At 42.6% G+C, this 19,157-nt stretch carries 21 protein-coding genes; 2 read left to right on the top strand and 19 right to left on the bottom strand.

The window, feature by feature from the left end; translation table 11 throughout:
* Positions 1-218: 218 nt before the first annotated feature.
* The 14 genes from CBD51_003170 to CBD51_003105 all read right to left on the bottom strand — a co-directional run bounded on the left by CBD51_003170 (position 219) and on the right by CBD51_003105 (position 11,963).
* Complete coding sequence (locus CBD51_003170) at positions 219-1,463, bottom strand: hypothetical protein (GenBank protein RPG59498.1); 1,245 nt, start codon at positions 1,461-1,463, stop codon at positions 219-221.
* 69 nt (positions 1,464-1,532) lie between these two features.
* A complete protein-coding gene (locus CBD51_003165; protein ID RPG59497.1) occupies positions 1,533-2,582 on the bottom strand; it encodes an AAA family ATPase in 1,050 nt (349 codons plus the stop codon).
* A gap of 93 nt (positions 2,583-2,675) precedes the next feature.
* Positions 2,676-3,263 carry a hypothetical protein gene (locus tag CBD51_003160; GenBank protein ID RPG59496.1) on the bottom strand — a complete coding sequence of 196 codons (588 nt, stop codon included), beginning with the start codon at positions 3,261-3,263 and terminating at the stop codon, positions 2,676-2,678.
* A gap of 272 nt (positions 3,264-3,535) precedes the next feature.
* Positions 3,536-3,751 (bottom strand): hypothetical protein, encoded by a 216-nt coding sequence (locus tag CBD51_003155; GenBank protein ID RPG59495.1) that lies wholly within the window; start codon positions 3,749-3,751, stop codon positions 3,536-3,538.
* 429 nt (positions 3,752-4,180) lie between these two features.
* Positions 4,181-4,498 (bottom strand): hypothetical protein, encoded by a 318-nt coding sequence (locus CBD51_003150; GenBank protein RPG59494.1) that lies wholly within the window; start codon positions 4,496-4,498, stop codon positions 4,181-4,183.
* Between the two features lie 113 nt (positions 4,499-4,611).
* The gene (locus tag CBD51_003145) at positions 4,612-5,295 is read right to left on the bottom strand and encodes a hypothetical protein (GenBank protein ID RPG59493.1); all 684 of its coding nucleotides are present in this window, start codon (positions 5,293-5,295) and stop codon (positions 4,612-4,614) included.
* A gap of 175 nt (positions 5,296-5,470) precedes the next feature.
* Complete coding sequence (locus CBD51_003140; protein ID RPG59492.1) at positions 5,471-5,773, bottom strand: hypothetical protein; 303 nt, start codon at positions 5,771-5,773, stop codon at positions 5,471-5,473.
* 967 nt (positions 5,774-6,740) lie between these two features.
* Positions 6,741-7,025 carry a hypothetical protein gene (locus tag CBD51_003135; protein ID RPG59491.1) on the bottom strand — a complete coding sequence of 95 codons (285 nt, stop codon included), beginning with the start codon at positions 7,023-7,025 and terminating at the stop codon, positions 6,741-6,743.
* A 342-nt stretch (positions 7,026-7,367) separates the two neighbouring features.
* On the bottom strand, positions 7,368-7,574 hold the full coding sequence (locus tag CBD51_003130) for a hypothetical protein (protein RPG59490.1): 207 nt from the start codon (positions 7,572-7,574) through the stop codon (positions 7,368-7,370).
* On the bottom strand, positions 7,571-8,497 hold the full coding sequence (gene uvsE / locus CBD51_003125; GenBank protein RPG59489.1) for a UV DNA damage repair endonuclease UvsE: 927 nt from the start codon (positions 8,495-8,497) through the stop codon (positions 7,571-7,573). The genes CBD51_003130 and uvsE overlap by 4 nt, the downstream gene beginning before the upstream one ends.
* A 72-nt stretch (positions 8,498-8,569) precedes the next feature.
* Complete coding sequence (locus CBD51_003120; GenBank protein ID RPG59488.1) at positions 8,570-8,971, bottom strand: hypothetical protein; 402 nt, start codon at positions 8,969-8,971, stop codon at positions 8,570-8,572.
* On the bottom strand, positions 8,968-9,186 hold the full coding sequence (locus CBD51_003115) for a hypothetical protein (protein RPG59487.1): 219 nt from the start codon (positions 9,184-9,186) through the stop codon (positions 8,968-8,970). Before CBD51_003115 ends, CBD51_003120 begins: the two co-directional genes overlap by 4 nt.
* Before the next feature lie 403 nt (positions 9,187-9,589).
* Positions 9,590-10,180: a hypothetical protein gene (locus CBD51_003110; GenBank protein ID RPG59486.1), complete on the bottom strand. Its 591-nt coding sequence runs from the start codon at positions 10,178-10,180 to the stop codon at positions 9,590-9,592.
* Position 10,181: 1 nt separating this feature from the next.
* On the bottom strand, positions 10,182-11,963 hold the full coding sequence (locus tag CBD51_003105) for a hypothetical protein (protein ID RPG59485.1): 1,782 nt from the start codon (positions 11,961-11,963) through the stop codon (positions 10,182-10,184).
* Between the two features lie 102 nt (positions 11,964-12,065).
* Here CBD51_003105 and CBD51_003100 point away from each other — a divergent pair, with 102 nt between their 5' ends.
* Together CBD51_003100 and CBD51_003095 are read left to right on the top strand one after the other, a co-directional pair.
* Positions 12,066-13,058: a hypothetical protein gene (locus CBD51_003100; protein RPG59484.1), complete on the top strand. Its 993-nt coding sequence runs from the start codon at positions 12,066-12,068 to the stop codon at positions 13,056-13,058.
* A 4-nt stretch (positions 13,059-13,062) separates the two neighbouring features.
* Positions 13,063-14,148 (top strand): hypothetical protein, encoded by a 1,086-nt coding sequence (locus CBD51_003095; protein RPG59483.1) that lies wholly within the window; start codon positions 13,063-13,065, stop codon positions 14,146-14,148.
* 671 nt (positions 14,149-14,819) lie between these two features.
* Here the strand turns inward: CBD51_003095 and CBD51_003090 are convergent.
* The 5 genes from CBD51_003090 to CBD51_003070 form a co-directional block, all read right to left on the bottom strand.
* The gene (locus CBD51_003090; protein ID RPG59482.1) at positions 14,820-15,059 is read right to left on the bottom strand and encodes a hypothetical protein; all 240 of its coding nucleotides are present in this window, start codon (positions 15,057-15,059) and stop codon (positions 14,820-14,822) included.
* Positions 15,052-15,270, bottom strand: coding sequence for a hypothetical protein (locus tag CBD51_003085; protein ID RPG59481.1), 219 nt, complete (start codon positions 15,268-15,270; stop codon positions 15,052-15,054). Before CBD51_003085 ends, CBD51_003090 begins: the two co-directional genes overlap by 8 nt.
* 70 nt (positions 15,271-15,340) lie before the next feature.
* Positions 15,341-15,625 (bottom strand): hypothetical protein, encoded by a 285-nt coding sequence (locus tag CBD51_003080; protein ID RPG59480.1) that lies wholly within the window; start codon positions 15,623-15,625, stop codon positions 15,341-15,343.
* 14 nt (positions 15,626-15,639) lie between these two features.
* Positions 15,640-17,208 (bottom strand): molecular chaperone GroEL, encoded by a 1,569-nt coding sequence (locus CBD51_003075; protein RPG59479.1) that lies wholly within the window; start codon positions 17,206-17,208, stop codon positions 15,640-15,642.
* Positions 17,209-17,272: 64 nt separating this feature from the next.
* The gene (locus CBD51_003070) at positions 17,273-19,141 is read right to left on the bottom strand and encodes a hypothetical protein (GenBank protein RPG59478.1); all 1,869 of its coding nucleotides are present in this window, start codon (positions 19,139-19,141) and stop codon (positions 17,273-17,275) included.
* Between the last annotated feature and the right edge of the window lie 16 nt (positions 19,142-19,157).

Below are 19,157 nucleotides of genomic sequence, written 5' to 3'. Positions count from 1 at the left end.
GTGGGTTAATCACATTCTCGCTTCATTAACCCGAACAGCCAGCCTACGTCTAAGTTGTTTACCCCTCATGGGAATGTGCGGTTGTAGGCAAACGCACTTATTTCCTCACATCTGTCTTGGCACTGAAGAACCTACTTGCCCACACGAGACAAAGCGTGCGTTGACAGGGCAAGCAAGTTATTGTTAGTCCTCCTTCAAGAGCCCTGCCGCTCGAAGTCTCACTCAACAATAACAACTCTTTCGTTAGTAGCAAAGTAGTTTGCCTTTGCATACTCAGGCGTAGTCATCCACATGCGCTGGCATTTGCTTGGCCGTGGTTTTGGTGCACACATATCAGTCAAGACAATGTGACCATCGAATCCGCCTTTGTTAACATAATCTGTAGGAGCGTTGAAGTCGGTACCACCCATCATCACACGCTCTGGCTTCTGGTTCTTGTTCTTCTTCCAAATGTACACAAGGTCTTCATCAACCTGTGTGTCAAAAGGGATCACGACAAACTCTGCAATAGCTGACAGCTTGTTCAACTCCGCAAAGAAAAGAGAAAGCATCTCGTCACTCACAGAACCTGACTGGTCAATCGAGATTGCAAGTTTGGCAACCCGGTTTGCCTTGCGACCTGGGTGGATGTAAGCATAACGGCGGTTGATTCGCTTGATAGAGCTAGACCTGTCTGCTCGTTGCGAAGACTTGACAAAGAATCGAAGAACCTTGCGCCAGTCTACCTTGGTTTCCAACATCTTCATCACATCCTTACGAACTGAACTAGACACTGAGCCCCAACCATTTGACTTGCTTGCTTCTTCTGCTGCTTTGCGTACAGTTTCTTTGAGACGCTCCTTGGCCATTTCCTTAACCTCGTTAGAGCACTGGCCCCAGCCTGAGTGGTCGTCAAGCGAATCAGGCATGCCATCACCGTTGCCGGAGTTGTTGCCTTGCTCTCCACCTTGACCGCCTTCACCATCCTGGTCTGCCCCGTCACCCTTTTGACCTTGGTCTTCCTCCTCGAAATCTGGCATGTTGGCAAGATACCACTCTGCTGACTCACCTTTGGGCAAGCCTTCAAACTTACCCTCGCCAGGAATGAGCCCGCCTTCTGGTAGGTGTTGCAAGTGGGAGTTGATTGCAAGGTCAGTTGCAATGTTCCAAAGTTTCATGTTACGGCGACCTTCTGAAGTTTCCATGTTTACATTCTCAGGCATACGACCAGTCACATGCTCGAATAGAATGTGATAGAACTCGTGCTTGAGAATGTCAGTACGATTGAGGTCTGTTAAGTCCTCAAAGAATTTGGGGTTGTACAGCATCTCGAACTGGGCTGTCTCAGGGTTAACCATGACACCGGCTGTGGGGATAGCGTTAGATGCACGCTTGTCGATACGACGAGAGATAGCTGCAAAGAACGGCTCGTCAAGTAGAAGACGAGCAGTGTGGGTATTCAAATCAAATTCTTTGTCGGACATAACAGCCTCCGTGATTGTTTATATATTATAATAACACAAAACTAACTTAATTGTCAAGAACTATTTGTCCTATCCATTAATCATCTTGACGAAGTGCTTACTGACAGACTCACCATCGACATCAGTCTTGTGCAGCTTGACAGTGTTGTTGACTTCGCCCTTGCCCATTACAGTCCAGAGTTTCATTGCAACTTCAGAGGGAAGCATGATGAAATAGCGGGCCAAGTTGTCAACCTGATCTTGTGGTAACTCATCCTTGAATGTCTCTTCGGCCTCGAACTTGTCGATGATAGCAGTGTGATCATTGATACCGAAGTCAGCTAGCTTGGAGAAGTCACCCTTGACAAGAATGTCATCAGTCGAGACTTGGCGGTCGTAGTTCTGGATAAAGTCGTTGAAAGCTACAGCAGCCTCAAAGCCAACAAACGCAGAAGTCAGATTGAAAAGTGCAGGACTGGCATCCTCCAGCAGACCAGCCTGTGCCAGACACTGGTCGAGACGTTCCCAAGACCGACGAGAAGGATAAACCTTGTTCGGCTCGAAGTCGTCTGTGTGCTCAAGGTGGGCACGATTCTGATTGATGAAATTGAAAATCTCCTGAGAGATTTCAGAATCATTAGCCCATGCCAACCAGTCCTCCACAGATGGCTCGATGTCAAATACAGTCCAGCGATCCAATTCAGCCGGGTCCATCTCACCAACTTGATACTGTGCTCCATGTTCTCCACCGTTGACTGCGGCGAAGATGAGCGTATCATCGTGGAGTTTGTGTCCGTTCAGCTTACGTGAATCAGTAAGCTCGAAGATGCCTTGGCGGACTTCCAAGGTGGCTCGGTCAACTTCGTCGAGAAACAACACAACAGGACGATCACATGCAGCCTTGAACCAATCAGGTGGATTGAACCGGGTCGAGCCTGCATCGATAGTAGGTAGACCAACCAAGTCACCTTCCGTCATCTGTGATGCACGACGCTCGACAACTTCCATGTCTTGTTGTGCAGCGTACTGGTACACAACAGTGGACTTGCCAATGCCGTGACGACCTCGCAGTAAGACTGGCTTACGTACAGCGGTTACGTGGTTTACGATTTGGGAAAATGTAGCAAAGTCAACGGCCATGATGATCTCCTTGTGTTGTTGGCGTTATTTCTTTCTCTATCTTTAACTAGTATCTCATAAAGGGTAGGTTTTGTCAATATAAAAATTAACTTTTTATCCACGTCTTCCCAGCTCTATAAGGGCAATTCTGTTTATATCTTTGCATGGATAAGCGCAAGAAAGTTTCACAATAGTTTCAGTCGAAGAGTTGGGATGTTGTGCCAGTGCCCTAGCCATGCTCGTGGTGTAATAGTCATAACCATAGCCCCTTGTTTTCTCATTTTTGACGCGATCATAAAGACTATCAAGGATAGATGTTGGAGTCCCTGAAGGTCCAGGTAAAGCACCGTAGCCCGCACCATAACCATAGCCGCCAAGGAAGGCCCGAAAGACACGATAGCCACCGTTCCTCACAAATGCCTTCTCTGCATAGTTGTCGTAAAGCTCGTGATACTTTTCCGGTTGGTCCTTGTAATGACCCATAGAAACCAAGTCGAACTTGTTTACGTAGCCAGGCTTGCTCCACAAGATGTCTCGGGAAGTCGAGCACAGGCCAGGGTTCTCAATAAGATACATGTGTGCTCGCTTGTAAGGGTTTAGTGCAATCTTGTCCTGAGTTTCATAGTCGAGGAATCTATTCTTGGCAAGGCCGATTAGCTCGGCGTTGGTCATTTGAAATACGTTATCTGCGAGTGGATTCATTAGTCGCTCCTTCATTGTTGTGTATATATTATGACAGGTTTTGAGGGGAAAGTCAAGAAGATTTTGATAATAATTTCAACCATTTAGTTCGGACCCAACGATAGTCATTGTCGTTGTCCGAGTTCAAAAGCAGAACCTTGCAATGGTATTCATCCGGATGGAATACCCTTTCTGTGTTGTAGTTTGGATTGATAGTCTTGCGGTCAAGCACAAGTGCCTGATACTTATCATACTCTACAAGGTCGCCTATATCTATCTTCTGTCTCATGTTATTATAATACCGTGAAATACTCGGTTCTGTCAATGAAAAGTCTGCCATCATTAAGTAGAACCAAGGCATCGAAGTCGTCATGATAAAGTTTGGTAACGATTCCGGTCATTCCATCAACCCCATCCATAATTTCACAGACACCAGCGTGAAATTTCACTATGTCACCGACTTTCGGTGTTCTCTTTGATTTTTCTTCTACGATTGATGCCTTGTGCATAACTTATTCCTACGTGTTCTTTTCTGATTGCTTCGTATAATTTCTGCTTGCTGACCTTGTGATCTCTTGTGATATAGTGATCCCCTTCCGAGTCATTCTTACTCCTAGCGCAGACTGCATAGTAAGCGTATTTTGGCGTTAATTTATAGATAAGGCCAATTATGTTTTGGCCATCGAGTTTATTATAAACCATATCACCTATTCTTATATTGTATACTTCAGTCATTGTCTTCGATCTTTATCAGCATTTCAATGGGAAATGTTTTCATTTGTGTGGTTCCACTAGGGGTGGTCTGTAAAATTTCGTACCAATACTGGTTGGGTGCCGACAACTCTTTTGTCACTATTCCATGACTTCTGAGGCTTTTTGGTGTACACTCCTCGTAACCATGGCGACAGACCCACACCAAGTCACCCTCTGTCAGATATTTAGTCATGGTAGTCCTCGTCATAAGGCCAACATCCATACATATCTATTGTTTCTTGTTTCCAATCTTTAGTTAAATTATAACCATTTGTGAATGGTTTGTCAAGTATTGATTTTTTTTTCGGCTTGGGCTTCGGCTTATTTGCTGCGTCATGCTTCTCAGCTAGGCCCTGAATGTGTGCGGGTAAATAGCTTGAGTCTCCGCCTTGAAAGACTCTAAGTTTCTCTCCTCGATCTAAGTATAGCGTTGGGTCACACCCTTTTACGACGTCGTGTTTAAGTATCTCACAAGCAGTCAGTCCTTTGATCCTTGTTTTCATATTACCATCGACGACCTCAGTGACCGGGACCCTGAACTTTCCTGACTTTCCAGCTTTGATTATGTGCCTCTCTCCTTGATAAAAGAAGGAAATAGCTTTAATGATTTGTTCTTTCATTTCTTTTTTGGCCTCCGAAGCTTTTTGAGGTCAGACTCGTGAACATAAATTGGCGAAGTCTCATCAATAATTAGTACCTTGTAGACCCTAGAGTTCTTTGCTGCTCGGGTAATTGGAAGAGCATTTACTTCTAAGACCATACAAGTCTTGTTAGTCAGGCCCCATGTCGAGCGTGTACCCCTAGCAACGGCACCGGTTTTCTGATCTGTATTAGCAATATCAACACGATTGTTTGCTCGAATCTGAACCATATCGCCCACTGCAAATTTTTCTGGGGCATCATATGATGCTAGAACTTTCAGAGCGTACTTGTTCTTGCACAGCTTGTTATACTCTCCAAGAGTAAGGACGTGATGTTCAGGGTCATCCAGAACCTTTGTAACAATATCATGGAAATAGTTAACATACTGGCCATCATAGTAATTTGCACACTTAATTGCGATGTCTCGTTGTTCTGGTCCATAGTTCTTGACCCATTGCTGTGCTTCTCGAATCTTGTCCATATTATATTTATCAGTCAACTTGAAAAGATGCCTCTCTTGTGAGAGAGAAAGTCTACCTTTTTGTTTGAACTGGTGTTCCAAAGATTCTACGAAACCTTGCTCCCACAAATTCATATGGTCTGCATGATATTGTAGGTGATTAAATGCGTCTTGATAATGTATTGATGCGTCACTCATAATTTTCTAATCCTATCTGATAAAACATACATTGGCTTTGAGTCTCCAACGTACATAACTTTAACACAATAAACTGAGTCGAATAGTTTGTTATCCTCGAAACCAAGGACAACGGCCGTTGATTCGGCAACGGGGTTGACAACCATATCTCCAACTTTAAAGTCTACGCCTCTCATTATATTTCCTTCCCAACTCCAATACCTGCTCGGATCATCAACAACATCAAGGTAGAACCCAAGGACATTGCAAGTGCCGAGAGCGCACAGAGTTTCAGTCTAACTTTCATATCTTTCTTGTCTATGAAGAATAGAATTCCAGGTAAATTCAAGAAAGGCAAAGCCATTCCCAAAAATGCCTGTAGAACTATCCAGTCATGAACTATCGCATAACTATACCAGTTCGCCCAGAAGTCTGTGATAAGGGCCAAGACAAACACAGTGAGGTACATATGTTCGTTCATCCAGTTCCAGACTTTCATGGGGTCTCCGATTATTTGTTATACATATATTATAGGTTATTTTGGTGGGATTGTCAAGAATCTTTTTCAGAGAACTCATTACTTTTCTCTGTCAATATTTTGACGGTGTGCTCTCCGGACAGCCACTCCCATGACATGAGGCTGGCTACTCTTATTGTGTCCGGTTCTTTGAAATGCCTTTCAAGCCATCGTTGGCGGGTCCAACCTTCTAACCAAACTTGAACTGGTGGTACATATATGTTGTTTCCGCACCTAATGAACCTACATTCTCGCACGGAATTCTTCCTTTACAATCAGGCACAAAACATACGGTGCTGCGAGCGCGCAACCCAAGGCCAATGAGCCTAACAAGTAAGCATCAAACAGTCTGTCTCTTATCATGACTAACCTCCTTTAGTTCAGCGCAATGGTACCATCCATTGTCTCTGTTATCAATAAAAACCATATATACCATGTAGTTTGCAAATGCCTCGCAAATCCCTATCTTATTGAGACGAGTCGACCAGTACATCTTATTGCACTTGAGATCCTTAGCTTTCATCTGTCTTCCCTCAAGACTCCATAAAGGCCCCAGGCAAAGGCGACAAAAGAAATCAAGAAGAAATCTCTGGCTGAGAGAGCAAAAAAATGATGATACTCTTTTGGTATAAAATACCCCATGTATATGGCCAGGCCCATCTGCACAGCGCCCATAGACATGATTGCTCGACTCATCATGTTACTAGTGTCATCTTTAGTCTGGAAATGTTTTTTACAAATCTCTTGTTTTTCTTTGAGATATACCCGGGCTTATTAATTCTTTCAAGCTGAGACTCTTCTAGTTCTGCCCACTCCCCACACTCTGGAAAATATACCAAATGTTTATTGTTAGATTCCGAATAATGTACGTAACAACCCTCGGTACCGTTTATGTTTCCGCAACTAAACAGCTCATAATCTTCTACACACCGGACAGCTTCGCCCTTAGTCATCTTTTCTCCTTGCGAATGAGCATGCTCTGTCTAAGTATATCAGCGATACTTTGAGTAAGTGAAAGCCTATCATTTTCGTCATCACAACAAAATTGTTCATTGTCTTCTAACACCTTCCTAATCGTGATGAAAACTTCTTCATAACTATTCTCTGCTTGTTCTATTGTTTTTGTATCTAAATTGTCTACCTCAAAATATATAGACTCAGAAGTTGAACCATGACAATCACTGTAAAGTTTTGTTGTCAACCTGTTTCCTTTTCTTTTTTTCTCTGATCTCACGAGGAACGTCCTTTTCTCTTATTAGTTGATAGCTTTGGTATGCTATTATTGTATCCTGATTCAGTCCATTTGTCAAGAGAATATTATAATACTCTCCGTGGAGAATGCCGACAACTTTTCCGTAGATTCTGGTGGGTTTGCCAAATGGAAAGTCTCTAATATATACTATATCACCCCTTTCAAAGTCATACATACTGTAATAAATAGTATGAAAAAATATTGTTTACTTTGAGATTCTAAACAGATAGTATAAAGTAAGTAAGAATAAAGTCCAAGATACACCGTAGTATATCTGCTCTTGCAAAGCCCACAATTCAACATCTGCCACTGCAGTTTCATGGCTCATTTTTGCAAATATTTCCCTTCTTTTGGCATATATTCAACTTCGGCAGCGTGTTTCCAAACAGTATCACCATTAGGTAGCAGCAGTTTCACTTTACCAACCGCATTAGGGCCCTCGACTATCATTGCAATCTTCGATCCATCCTCTTCGTAGGTTCCATGAGCAGTGAACTTCATACTTATTCTCACTAAATCTCCAATTTTCATACTGCAACCTCTCTAAGCCTCATCAAAGCCAACTCTTTCTTTTTGCACTCTAACATGATATCGTGGTTCTGCCCATAGCTTTCTACTGGCTTTTTGATATAATCTGAATGAGCTTGCTTACGTATTTTCGGGTCGCCTTGTTCAATCGCTCTTGACTCTGAGACGTGAACAACTGGCCTAATCCAGGGAGGCCAGGTTGAGGCTGCGAGTTCAACTGCCTCTTGTTCTGTGAGTCCTCCGGTGCAGAATCGATGGTGATGGTAATCGAAAACAATCGGGATTCCAGTTTCGTGGTGAATCTTGTCATAAATGTCCTTTGTGCTCCACATGGAGGCTTTATCGTCATTCTCTAGCGTGAAGCGCTTCTTAGTGTTTTCATCAAGCCCACCAGGTCTGTGAAAGTTTTCGATGAATCGCTTTGCTGTTCCATCCTTGTCACCGTATGTGCCGCCGACATGGATATTGATTTTGTTGTAGTGGCTTGGCTCGAAACCCATCATATCAAAGATGCGAGAATGGTTGTTGAGTTCCTTGTATGTCTTCTCCACAACTTCGAAGTTTGGTGACGCTAGACAGCAGAATGGGCCAGGGTGAAAAGTCAAGCGATGGCCCCACTCCTTGGTGTAGTCACCAGCATAGCGCAACCAATACTTGATTTCCTTGTAATGGGGCAAATCGTAGTAGTTGTACTCTGAACACCAAGGGAAAATGTCGGAGGACATGCGATAGAACTTGATATTGTTCTCTTCATTCCAAGCTAGGATCTTGATCAGGTCTTTGACATTCTGAAGAGCAAGCTCCGAAGCATATCTAATACCTTTCTCTTTGAATGTGCGCTTAATCATAGAACGATTGGTTGTGACACGAGTTTTCTTAGGTCCAGAGCTAAGTGTCTCGTTGATACAGGCATAGCCGTAATTCATTGTGTTACCTTTACTGTGATTGTTTATATAATATATCAGATGATGTTTGATTTGTCAAGTGAAACGTGACACTTATTTGAGTCTCGACCTTTTGACTCTCTCTTTGAAATCGTACTCTTTATTTATGTATTTAATCCAAGCATATCTCTTTCTCCGGGATAAATAATCTTTGTCTGCCTCGTTGCCATAAGCTTCTCTTTCAAATACATTATCATAATATGATAAGGTGGCATCTCTGGTCTTTAAGTAGTTGAAAATAAAGGAGAAAATGTATAAAATCCACTGTCCGGCGAAAGCTAGCTCCAGTTGCTGCTGAAAATGGATACACTCGTGCCTTTTGGTTTTCTCTGATAATTCTCCTCTGCACCAAACCCAAAGACCAAATGATATGGCCCAAATTTTTATGGGTGCAAACTTAGATAAAAACACGGGTATTCTACTGTTTTCTATATAAAATGGTTTCCAGTTTTTCATATATCACTCTCCAAAATAATTAAAGTCCCATAGTTATAACTATCTCTCTCATAACAAAACCATTCATACTCTCTAACAATTTTCCTTACAATACTTTTCATCTCCGGAGAGTTTCCTGTTATTATCTGACATGGCAGCTCTACAAAGTTTAGAAAAGTTCTGACTTTTTCATCTACCAAAGAGTGTTTAGTTCCGTGGAGGTCCAAAGTTTTCATGAGTTTCTTTCATTTTAAATAGCCAATGCACTGACACGTATCCTAGGTTATCGTTTACTCTATCTACAGGATTAGTGCGTTTGAAGAAACCATCAAATTCTGTTCCGGGCTGGATCTGGACAAGAGCCTTTGTCTTTCTGTTCATGGAATTGCTCGTAGCCTTCTTGTCCTGTTTAAAGCTAACAACAACACCGATCCACTTTTTTCCATACAAGACATGAGTAACTAGATCGCCTATCTTTAAATTATTATTTAACTGGTCCTTTGGCATCTTGCAGTCTCCTAGAGTAAATAGAGACCAGGACCCATAGCTAACTAACCTATGAAATAATTTTTTATTATGTATAACGCCCACGCCATTGAAATCGCAGACACAAGCATTGGCCAGTGTATTCTTTTGCTTTCACGCATATGTGTTAACCTCTGTCAACTTACTAAGGTCTGACATGCAAGATTGCAATATGTCTCCCCTATTTCTGTGTTCAGCGTCTTCTACTATTAGTTTTATTTTATGAAAAGTTCTTTCACAGTTTATATAAAACTCGAATGCACTAAGAGCCGCAGCGAATCCAGAATATATCACCGACCTTGAATCATGTCGAAACTCTGCTATACCATGACTGTCCACCTCTACTCTAAAAATTATCGACGCTGGTGCATCAGACCCGAGGGTTCGTGAAGCCTTCATTATTGGGTTGACCATAATATCAACGAGCTTTATCTTGTCGATACTTGGATACTCTGTGGCATATCTGTTGTGTAACCCCCGAAATAGGCCATCTATGAATCCTTTACCTTTCGAGTCCAACACAGACACAACCTCACCTCTGGTACCGGTCTCTTCGAAAGAAAAGTCCGTCGTTGTAAAATCGTCATTTAAAGATTCTGATGCTGATATCGAAACTGGTTTTAGTTTTGTGATTTTGTCTTTTAATATTTTGTCAATCAGTTTCTTGACTGCTTCTCTGCGAAATTGCTGCGGAGTTTTTCTCATCTTACTCTAACCTTATAAGTCCTGCTGAAAGTTTGAATAGAGACTGTACATTTTCCAATCTCTTAATGTCCCTGACGATTCTGGCCTTTACTTGCTCTGGCTGATTCATATCTCCGGGTACTGATGGTATGAATTTGATAGCTAAGCCAGCTATGTATCTACCCTCTGCGATCTTTTGATTTCTAATCGCCACAGTTACGATAGTTACATTTGGTAAAGCGCGCAGGTCAGCTAAAACATCGTCTAAGCCGCGAGATCGATCCCCCTCAGTCGTAAGGGTGTATGCCACCATGCAGTGAAACTTATAGATGCCTCTCTGCCTGCTTCTACCCTTTTCTTCTCCGAGTAATTGCTTCTCTAAATCTTTGTAAAATGTGTTCTCAACTTGGTTATCCAATGGTTCTACCCCCTCGCTCTTCGCTCTGGCTGCGATCATCTGTGTAAGCGCATTCTCTATATCTGGCCCATCTGTTTGTTCTGCATCCTTGGCGTCTATAAGGAAAGATACGAAGCCTTCAAGGTTGTAGCCTTCTTGAGCGACGGCTGTATCTGCGCTAATTCCAAGCTCCACCATAATAGACCCTTCTCTCTCATAGAAGTCCTTCAGTCGTAGGTTTGCCATGCCTGTCTGCTCCATGTAGGTTTGCAGATCTTGACCTAGGCTGGCGTAAAAGTTTTTGTCCTTGTCCTTAAGAAATTCTTCGAACCTTTCATCATAAAATTCCAACTTCAAGGTGGCCTCAAAGAAGACAGATATCTCATCTGCTAAATCTCTTTTGACTTCATATCGAAGTTCTACGTTCTGAGTCTGTGCCCTAAATGCTTCTGCTTCTTCTGCTGCCTGCCTCTCTATACGTGGCAGAATATCTTCTGGTGGATTCATCTTTACAACCTCGAATGCAGCTTCGTGTAGGTCCAAGAATAAATCATGTGCTGGTTCGGACCCTCCAGAGCCTGCCGTCTCGAAGTAGTCGTCTTGCAGTTCTATCTGAAAATCTGGGCCCATTCCTTCAATGTGCTCCCGCATTACAACTTCAAGCTGGCCGTCTGCGTGGCTCTCGTTCTCGCCATCCCACCACATCTCAAACTCGGGCTCACCAGGACCGGAGAACTGCATAACGATCTGATGATTCACCGAGCCGACAGGGATACCATCAAGTTTAACGAGTACAAAAGCCTTGCTTTCTTCCTCTGTGTATTTACTGAAGAAGTTCTTCTTCTCTGTTCTCGTTATGCACCATTCCTCTCGATTGGGCCCACCCAAGAAACAGGCAGCCCTTGTAGTTAGTGGGCGCAAAGCAGAGATACCATTAGCCTTGTAAACAAATTCGGCATTTTCGTCTGCGTGTTGTTTTCCACTAGCGGCATAAAGAGCATTAGAGAGTGACCTAAAGTTATACTTGTTTATGTCTCTCTGTGGAAGCCTCTCTTGATAAACTCTGTTTACTTTTCGGTTTTGATTCATGTGAAATTTTGTTAACAACTCTAATACATCTTTAAAACGCTTTGCTGGGTCTATGTCTTGTGAATACCCCTGCTCTAAAGCTTTTGCGGCGAACAAAAGGTATTTTCCTGCGTCCTTTTGGCCAAACTCTCCCATGAGAGCTTTCAGCATGTTGTCTACATCACCTGCCTCTGTTGCCCTTGGGGCCGCAGTTTTAGCTATGTCGAGTCTTCCTTCAAGAATAAGTTGCCGGGCTGCCAAATATTGCTCCATGAGAGGAGTCAGCTTTGGCTTTAGGGGCTTTGCGGCGTAGTTTCGCCATGTGTTATTGAAATTCATAGTAGTATTATAGCCTTTTTACTATAAATAGTCAACAGCAAACGAACATATAGCTAATTTAAATACTAATTATACTACATCAAACCTTTTAAGGAAAAAAACATGAAACACGAATTAATAATGGAAAACTGGAGAAAGTATCTTTTGAGCGAGTCTCCCAGTTTTCTAGGGACAGCGGGAATAGGCACTGAATACGGTGAGGCATTGAATAAGTTGGGCGCGGATCCTGAGTATTTAAGGAAAGTCTATCACAACTATCTCAAAGGAGCTGGAGCTGTCGAGTTTGGAAAAACATTTCTAATTATCCTCAGAGAAATAGGTTTGTTATTTGCTGGTCCTCTCTATAATGTCACACATCCGGATGGCAGCCTATTTTTAGATCCTGACCCTGGAGGAGAAAGCCTCCCCACGAAAGATCAATACTTGAAGTATTATAAAGACTCCATCGAAATCGATGCAAAGGAAAACATAGCTCGGGAGCAAGTGGTAGCGGCGATAAAGAAAAAGCTAAACATCGCGCTCGACAACGATGAGGACGCAGTTGCCGCGAAGGTAAACGGCTGGATAGAAAACAATGAAGATGAGTATGCACGGATATATGATGATATACATAACAATATAGATGCTTGGGCTAAGAAGAATCCAAAAAAGCTTCAAAAAGCCAAAAATGATAAGATTGCCGGGGATGCGGGCACAAGATACAAGGATAGGGCGGAGAGCTTTTCAGACCTTAACTTTACCTTCGCTTGGAATGCTATCGCAGACGGGAAGAGAAACTTTGAACAATCCTGGAAGGAAGGTAAAGTCTTCGACTGGCCTGACGGATATGTTTGGATAGGGTTATTTCTAATAATGGATGTTCTGGCTTTAATTCCTTTTCTCAAGGCCTTTCCACGCTTTGCTAGAAAAATGACCGGTTTCGCAAAGAGTGCAAAAGGAATTGCACAAGCCAAAAAGGCTCTAGAGCAAACTGAAAGACTAAAAAAGGCATTTGATGATGCAATGGCCATTCTTAAGAAGTCTGACAATCCTCAAATACAACAGTTCATTAGAAAAGTCGAGGCAAAAAAACTCAAACTACAAGGAACAAACTAATAATATGAAGCACAAGCTTATAATGGAAAATTGGAGAGTTTTTTGCAACGAAACTAAGTTGGAAGAACAAAAAGCCAGAAGATTAATTAGAAGAAGGACTAGGAGGTCCAAGTCTTCGAGGCTTGACAAATACAAAATCAAAAAGCCGTCTAGAAATACCGCTAAAAAACAAGATCTTAAGAGACCGGGTCCTAATGCATCGAAGGCAGAAATAGAAAAGTACAACCAAGAAGTATATGCAAAGTACAACAGCAAGGACGGAAAAACATTCTGCATTCCAAAGATTACAAACGAGCAGCAATTACCGGATCATGCGACAAGGTGCATGAGGTTTGGAAAATCACTCAATGGTATGGTAATTGATCCCGCGGTGGATCCAAGATATTATAATTTAACCTACGAAGAAATGGGGAGCCTTAAAACGGTTTTTGGATATCAGAACACGGGCAAGAATTCACAAAGTAGAATTGACATATCTGACACTGATGTAAGAACACTCTTGAAGTTAAAGAAACGCGGTGGTGCGGCATTTTATCAAGGCCTTGTCTGGAGAGGTTTTGGAGTTGCTGATTACGCAGATCTGAGAAGAAAGCTTCCAGGATTTGATGACTGGCGACGGCGCGCTAGTAAGGAAGACCTGCAGGGACTGACTACTGAGCAATCGTTTGATGAAATGCTCAGATATATACGAGACAACCAGGACAATGTCCACATAAGGAATCGCACCCCTGTTGATGAAGCCGGCTACATCAAATTCCGGGTTGAGCGCGGAGAACGACATGTAACATCTGATAGGATTTCGGGCGGTGTGTCGTTCAGCACAGAAAAAGGTATGGCGCGCCAGTTTGCGAAGGGCGGAAGTGATCATTTTATGTCAAAATATCGAGTTATAATAAGAACAGCTGTTGACTCAAGTAACTCTATTCATGTGAATAAAACTCTGCAGAAAAATGCAAGATATATGGACGTCCAATGGGATAGGTTTGGGTACCGGAAAGCTAACGAAGGAGAAGTTCTTGTGTTTGGTGGGCCTAATTGGAATAGTAACAGTATCCCAATTGATACTATTTATATCAAGGTGCTTGACTAAATTACCAAAACAACTGTATCAACATTATAATAATAGTTAGCCCCAAGCAAACCATAGTCTTTGTGGTAAACATGGTTTCACCTAGTATCGCCCAAGTAAGAATAGGAAATATTATTAACCCGGCGCATGATGCTATGAACCTAGCTGACCATACGGAACCTGTTTCTTCCACAACATACTTCCAACCATACCAGAACAGCACAGACGTCGGAACACCCATGACAATAGCCGATAACAAAGCTTTATCTTTCCAGTATTCCGAAAATGACTGCGCATTTAGCTGAAACCAACCTAAAGTTTGCCCTAGCAGAAATAAAAGTATACCTAAATATATCATTAGTGAGTCCACAATCCTGAGTTTGCTAATGGTGCTCTGTATGCTAATTCCGCGGTCTTAGAAAGATCCAGTACCAAGCGAAACTCTTTGTTAGGTAAATAAAGCGTATCAACATTTGTCTCGTCTACCTGCTCGAAATAATCTAGCAGCAAAAGCTCTACGGTTGAAGCCGCTGATCTAAACTCTAGGGCTGCCGTTAGCTCCGCCTGTGACAAGTTTATCATTTTCTTATAGTAGTCTTCAAGAATGCAATCAAGTCTGTCTCTGATGGGCTGTAGGCCCTTGTAAAGCACCCTTAAGACGCTTACCTTGATAGGAGTAGTGGCTGCGTCCATTATGCACGACCTAGCAGCTCTGAGTAACCTCCAACTTTTGAAGTATACCCTGTTAACATATCATTGGCTAAAATGATTGGCACCGTTGAGTGGTTGTGAAACTTTTTGTACTCTTCCAAAATATCAGGGTGTTCTGTATAATTCAAAAAGATATATTCTTTATCTTTCTGCTTGCAATACTCTATAGCCTTGACACAGAACGGGCAGTTCAATCGTCCGATAATAATAAACCTATCCATTTAAAATCCTTTTACCGGGGTGTGTCTCTTCAAAAGAGGAGAATACTTCAGCAGCCGTTCCGAACGCGATCAACTCTTTAACAGAGCCTCCTTCGTTTAATTTTATTAAAGAGAACTTGTTATTACTGTATTCTGATTGTTCTCTTAACAGAAAATTAGAAGCTCCTTCATAGTCTGTTATCGAAACAACACTATTGGAGTTAATATACATCTTATTCACCGATATAACTCTCTTATATCCTTCATTTTCAACTTTCAGTGTCCTGACTTCTACTAGCATTTTAAGATCCTATGTTTTTTAATATGAAAGCACCGATTAAACCAACCATCGTGGTGAATAGTGTCCATATCATTCTTGAAGACGTTTTTTTCCACGACTCCAATTCTCTCAACCGGGCATATAATCCCTGATCTGGATTATAGACCGCTTCCTTTATCTTTGCAATATCTTCTGACATTGACTCTTGCTTGTTTTGCATGATGTCGATTCCATTGCAAACCTTATCTAACTTTGATTGTAGTTCTAAATTATAATCTTGCTGATTTGACATTGTAGGGCCCTCCACAATGTAAGTAGTTTTTAATTATGTACAATACTGTGATTAGTCAACAAAAGCGTACCTGCTACTGACACTGCGTTCTTAAGGGCACAGCGAGTCACCTTCGCTGGGTCCAATATTCCTGCTGACTTAAGGTCTTCTCTATTTCCTGTTGAAAAATTCACGCCTTCAAAGCCGGTTGAACCCTCAATCATAAGCATCGTCACTTCCGGTGATAAGCCGGCATTTGAAGCCATGGTCCTGAATGGGGACTCTAGGGCCCTCTTGAAGATTGGAAACGCGGTGGCTTGCTCCTCAGTGGGAAAGTTGGGAGCAATCGACTCAGATATGCGCAACAGAGTCATCCCACCTCCCGGTACTATTCCTTCTTGTTGTGCTGACCTTACCGCCTCCAGAGCATCCTCAATTCGATGCTTCTTTTCAATCATCTCTACTTCAGATGAAGCGCCAACACGGATAATAGCAACGCCAGAAGAGAGACGAGTAACACGATCTTGGAGTCGTCCCGCTTCATGGATATCATCAGTTTGTTGTATTTCAGCTTTGATGCTCTCAATAGTCTGATCAACTTTTTCATAGTCCCCTTCACCATCAACTACAGTAGTTGTGTTTTTGGTGATCTCCACACTTGCCGCTTTCCCAAAATCAGTCAAAGACACATCAGTTACCTGATGTCCTAGGGACTGTTGGAAAAATTTTGCACCTGTTGAAACCGCTAGATCGCTCATTATTGCCCTTCTTTCCTCCCCATAGCGAGGAGCTTTCACGGCAGCAACCTTCATCGATCCCCGCATAGTATTCATAATTAGTGCGGCCAATGCCTGACCTTCCACTTCTTCTGCAACTATAACGAACGGCCGGTTTTCTCTTGCGGCAATTTCAAGAGCCGGAAGTATTTGATTTACTTGATCTATTTTAGTATCTGTGATCATAAACATAGGGTTTTCATAGCGGCAAGTTGCGCGACGATTGTCTGTTATGAAAGCAGTCGCAGCATAGCCGCTATCAAATCTAAAACCCTCCACAAGATCTAAGCTGGTGTCTAGCGACCTTGCTTCTTCAATGGTAATGGATCCATTCTTGCCTACCTTGTCGACAGCGGTAGCGACCAAGTTGCCGATGGTTTCATCGTTGTTAGCTGAAATGGTAGCTATGTGTTTAACATCTTCTGCGGAAGATATTGGCTTGGAAAGTTCACTGATTACTTCAAAGGAGTCTTGCAGACACTGCTCCAAGCCTCTCTTTATTTCAATAGGTGATGTGCCGGATGTAATATATTTATTCGCCTGATTTAAGATCTCTCTCGCTAAGACAGTGGATGTGGTCGTTCCGTCTCCTGCTTCTGCGTTTGTCATGGCAGAAACCTGCTTCACAACTTCGGCGCCGGCGTTCATATGCGGGTCTTCGAAATTGACATTTTGAGCTACTGTTACTCCGTCCTTTGTGACGAATGGTCGCTTATCCTTTTGATGGATAAGGACGTTTTGTCCTTTGGGTCCGAGTGTTGTTGCTACGTAATCCGCAAGAGTGTTAACGCCGTCGAGAACCTTGTTGCGGAGTTCAGGTCCATGGCTGAGTTGTGTTGTCATTGTGACTCGCTTTCATGTTAGTATGTATATACTATAATGCATTTCGTTTGAAATGTCAAGAGGTTTATTTATCTTTTGCTGATTGAAGTTCTTCTGTCTTTGAAATGACGTTTCCAGAAGCCTTAATTGCTTCTTCTGCCTGGGTATCTTCTTGCATTCCGCCGGCGATATAGGCATAGGTGTTATCTTGTATTGCTTTTACGTTCACAAATATATCAAATAAAGACTCGTTAAGGAGACCCGTAACTCTATTCAACACCATCTGCGTATTCTTTCTACCGACGTTAATGGCACCAAAGAAAGCTTTGTCTTGGTTGGGTCCAAGAACTCGGCTTTTACTATAAGTGTGAATCTCTGCTACCATGTTCTGAGTTAAGCCAAACTGCTCTGTTGAAAGAAAGCCGCGGGTCTGGACTAAGGCTGCCAGCTTTTGCTCTCTGCTCATGGCATTGTATAGTCTTGTCGACTCCTCTGGCGAGAACCAATTGCTCTTTAGGTTAAGCCTTTTGTTACGTTTGATGGTCTCTTTCGTAGCAGAATACTGTTTTAGTATACTAAGCTTGTCAGCTGCGCCGCCGCCATTGTTGGCGGCTTTGGCGCGCCTTGCGATGTTGATGGCAAGACCGTTGCGTAGGTTAGTGATAGCCCTATCCTCCAGGTTGTATCTAGGTTCAGATAGCGTGTCATTGACCTGGGCTAAGGTCCCTAGCACTACCTGAATTAGCGCTGCGAACTCCGGGCCTGAACCGTGCATAGGAGAAGTACCCCTCTTAACATATGGCGCTCTTGGTTCATAATCGGGTGAAGTTTTTTGTTCATCTGACAATTTAGCATCAGGGTCGAATGGTACGAAAAATTTGTCACTTAATTGTGTGGCCCAACTTAGATTTTTAAGAAATTGCTGTACGAATGCATCATCAACTTGCAGTTCTTCTTGAGTTTTCGCGTTCATAGCCTCCATCTCCTTCGTGAAAGCTAGGGCGTATTTGTTTTCCATCTCTTCTGCAGAAGGCTCTGCGATGCCAGGAAGATTATCTATGAAAGCTTGTCCTTTTTTCGGAAGCTGAATACACAGCCTGGAGTGTTTTGAGGATTTAGAAAGTATGTCGAAAATGTTATCTAGAGTAAAATCAAATCTATACCACTTCAAGAAACCATTGACATCCTGTCCTTCTTTTTGGCCACCTTCAAAGCGTTTCGTCACAGCAACATAACGCATAAGATCGTTATCAAACTTAGGGTTTGTTATGTCGCCAACGAGATCTCTAAAAGAGCCTCCAACGTGTAGGTTTCCGTCTTGATACAATTTCAAACTTACAGGCATGGCGGTGCCGTCACTTCTAGAAAGAAAGTCTGCAATAGTACCGGTATTGGCTGGTATTTGCTCTCCCTCCATTAAGACAGCTAGGAACGCTTCGAAACTAAAACCCGCAGAGGCAGCGTTAAAGTTCGCTATGACCTTCGTTAAAGTTTTGTAGAAGACCAAGTAAGATAAAGCTGTTGCTATTTGCTTAGCTGTCGAGGTGGATCCACCTTCGCCAAACATCGATTGCATGGCAGCATCAGGGTTGTCATAAAAATTAGAAATTGCCCTGATCTTTTCTACAAAGTCCCCACCTTCGATGTTTTCCAAGAACTGCAACAGCTTTTGTCTCTCAGGGCCGTTCACTGGATTGTCACCTCCAGCACCTGTGACATCGGTCCAACCTAGCTCCGTGACTGCTATCTCAGGGATTGCATCCAAGGTCAGAGTCATAGACTTTCTCTCATTAAGAAACTGCTCTTTTAGAACCTGCAACTCACTCTTAGCTTCCTTGAAAAGAGTACCCTTTTCAACCTCGTAAACCTCTTCAATAAGATTAAAAAGGTCACCCATTGTTGATATGGTAGGTTTCTTGTTGTTCTCTGATAAAAACTCTTCGTGCCACGACATATTAAAACTCCTCTGT

Source organism: Flavobacteriales bacterium TMED191 (assembly GCA_002171975.2).
Taxonomy (GTDB): Bacteria; Bacteroidota; Bacteroidia; order Flavobacteriales; family TMED113.
Note: the sequence above shows the minus strand (reverse complement) of the source record. Positions and strands in the feature narration are given on the sequence as shown.

Bases quoted from the DNA above. Each gene is read 5' to 3' on its own strand.
- CBD51_003170 (RPG59498.1), bottom strand. From the start codon at position 1,463: ATGTCCGACAAAGAATTTGATTTGAATACCCACACTGCTCGTCTTCTA.
- CBD51_003165 (RPG59497.1), bottom strand. From the start codon at position 2,582: ATGGCCGTTGACTTTGCTACATTTTCCCAAATCGTAAACCACGTAACC.
- CBD51_003160 (RPG59496.1), bottom strand. From the start codon at position 3,263: ATGAATCCACTCGCAGATAACGTATTTCAAATGACCAACGCCGAGCTA.
- CBD51_003155 (RPG59495.1), bottom strand. From the start codon at position 3,751: ATGCACAAGGCATCAATCGTAGAAGAAAAATCAAAGAGAACACCGAAA.
- CBD51_003150 (RPG59494.1), bottom strand. From the start codon at position 4,498: ATGAAAACAAGGATCAAAGGACTGACTGCTTGTGAGATACTTAAACAC.
- CBD51_003145 (RPG59493.1), bottom strand. From the start codon at position 5,295: ATGAGTGACGCATCAATACATTATCAAGACGCATTTAATCACCTACAA.
- CBD51_003140 (RPG59492.1), bottom strand. From the start codon at position 5,773: ATGAAAGTCTGGAACTGGATGAACGAACATATGTACCTCACTGTGTTT.
- CBD51_003130 (RPG59490.1), bottom strand. From the start codon at position 7,574: ATGAAAATTGGAGATTTAGTGAGAATAAGTATGAAGTTCACTGCTCAT.
- uvsE (RPG59489.1), bottom strand. From the start codon at position 8,497: ATGAATTACGGCTATGCCTGTATCAACGAGACACTTAGCTCTGGACCT.
- CBD51_003120 (RPG59488.1), bottom strand. From the start codon at position 8,971: ATGAAAAACTGGAAACCATTTTATATAGAAAACAGTAGAATACCCGTG.
- CBD51_003115 (RPG59487.1), bottom strand. From the start codon at position 9,186: ATGAAAACTTTGGACCTCCACGGAACTAAACACTCTTTGGTAGATGAA.
- CBD51_003110 (RPG59486.1), bottom strand. From the start codon at position 10,180: ATGAGAAAAACTCCGCAGCAATTTCGCAGAGAAGCAGTCAAGAAACTG.
- CBD51_003105 (RPG59485.1), bottom strand. From the start codon at position 11,963: ATGAATTTCAATAACACATGGCGAAACTACGCCGCAAAGCCCCTAAAG.
- CBD51_003100 (RPG59484.1), top strand. From the start codon at position 12,066: ATGAAACACGAATTAATAATGGAAAACTGGAGAAAGTATCTTTTGAGC.
- CBD51_003095 (RPG59483.1), top strand. From the start codon at position 13,063: ATGAAGCACAAGCTTATAATGGAAAATTGGAGAGTTTTTTGCAACGAA.
- CBD51_003090 (RPG59482.1), bottom strand. From the start codon at position 15,059: ATGGATAGGTTTATTATTATCGGACGATTGAACTGCCCGTTCTGTGTC.
- CBD51_003085 (RPG59481.1), bottom strand. From the start codon at position 15,270: ATGTATATTAACTCCAATAGTGTTGTTTCGATAACAGACTATGAAGGA.
- CBD51_003075 (RPG59479.1), bottom strand. From the start codon at position 17,208: ATGACAACACAACTCAGCCATGGACCTGAACTCCGCAACAAGGTTCTC.
- CBD51_003070 (RPG59478.1), bottom strand. From the start codon at position 19,141: ATGTCGTGGCACGAAGAGTTTTTATCAGAGAACAACAAGAAACCTACC.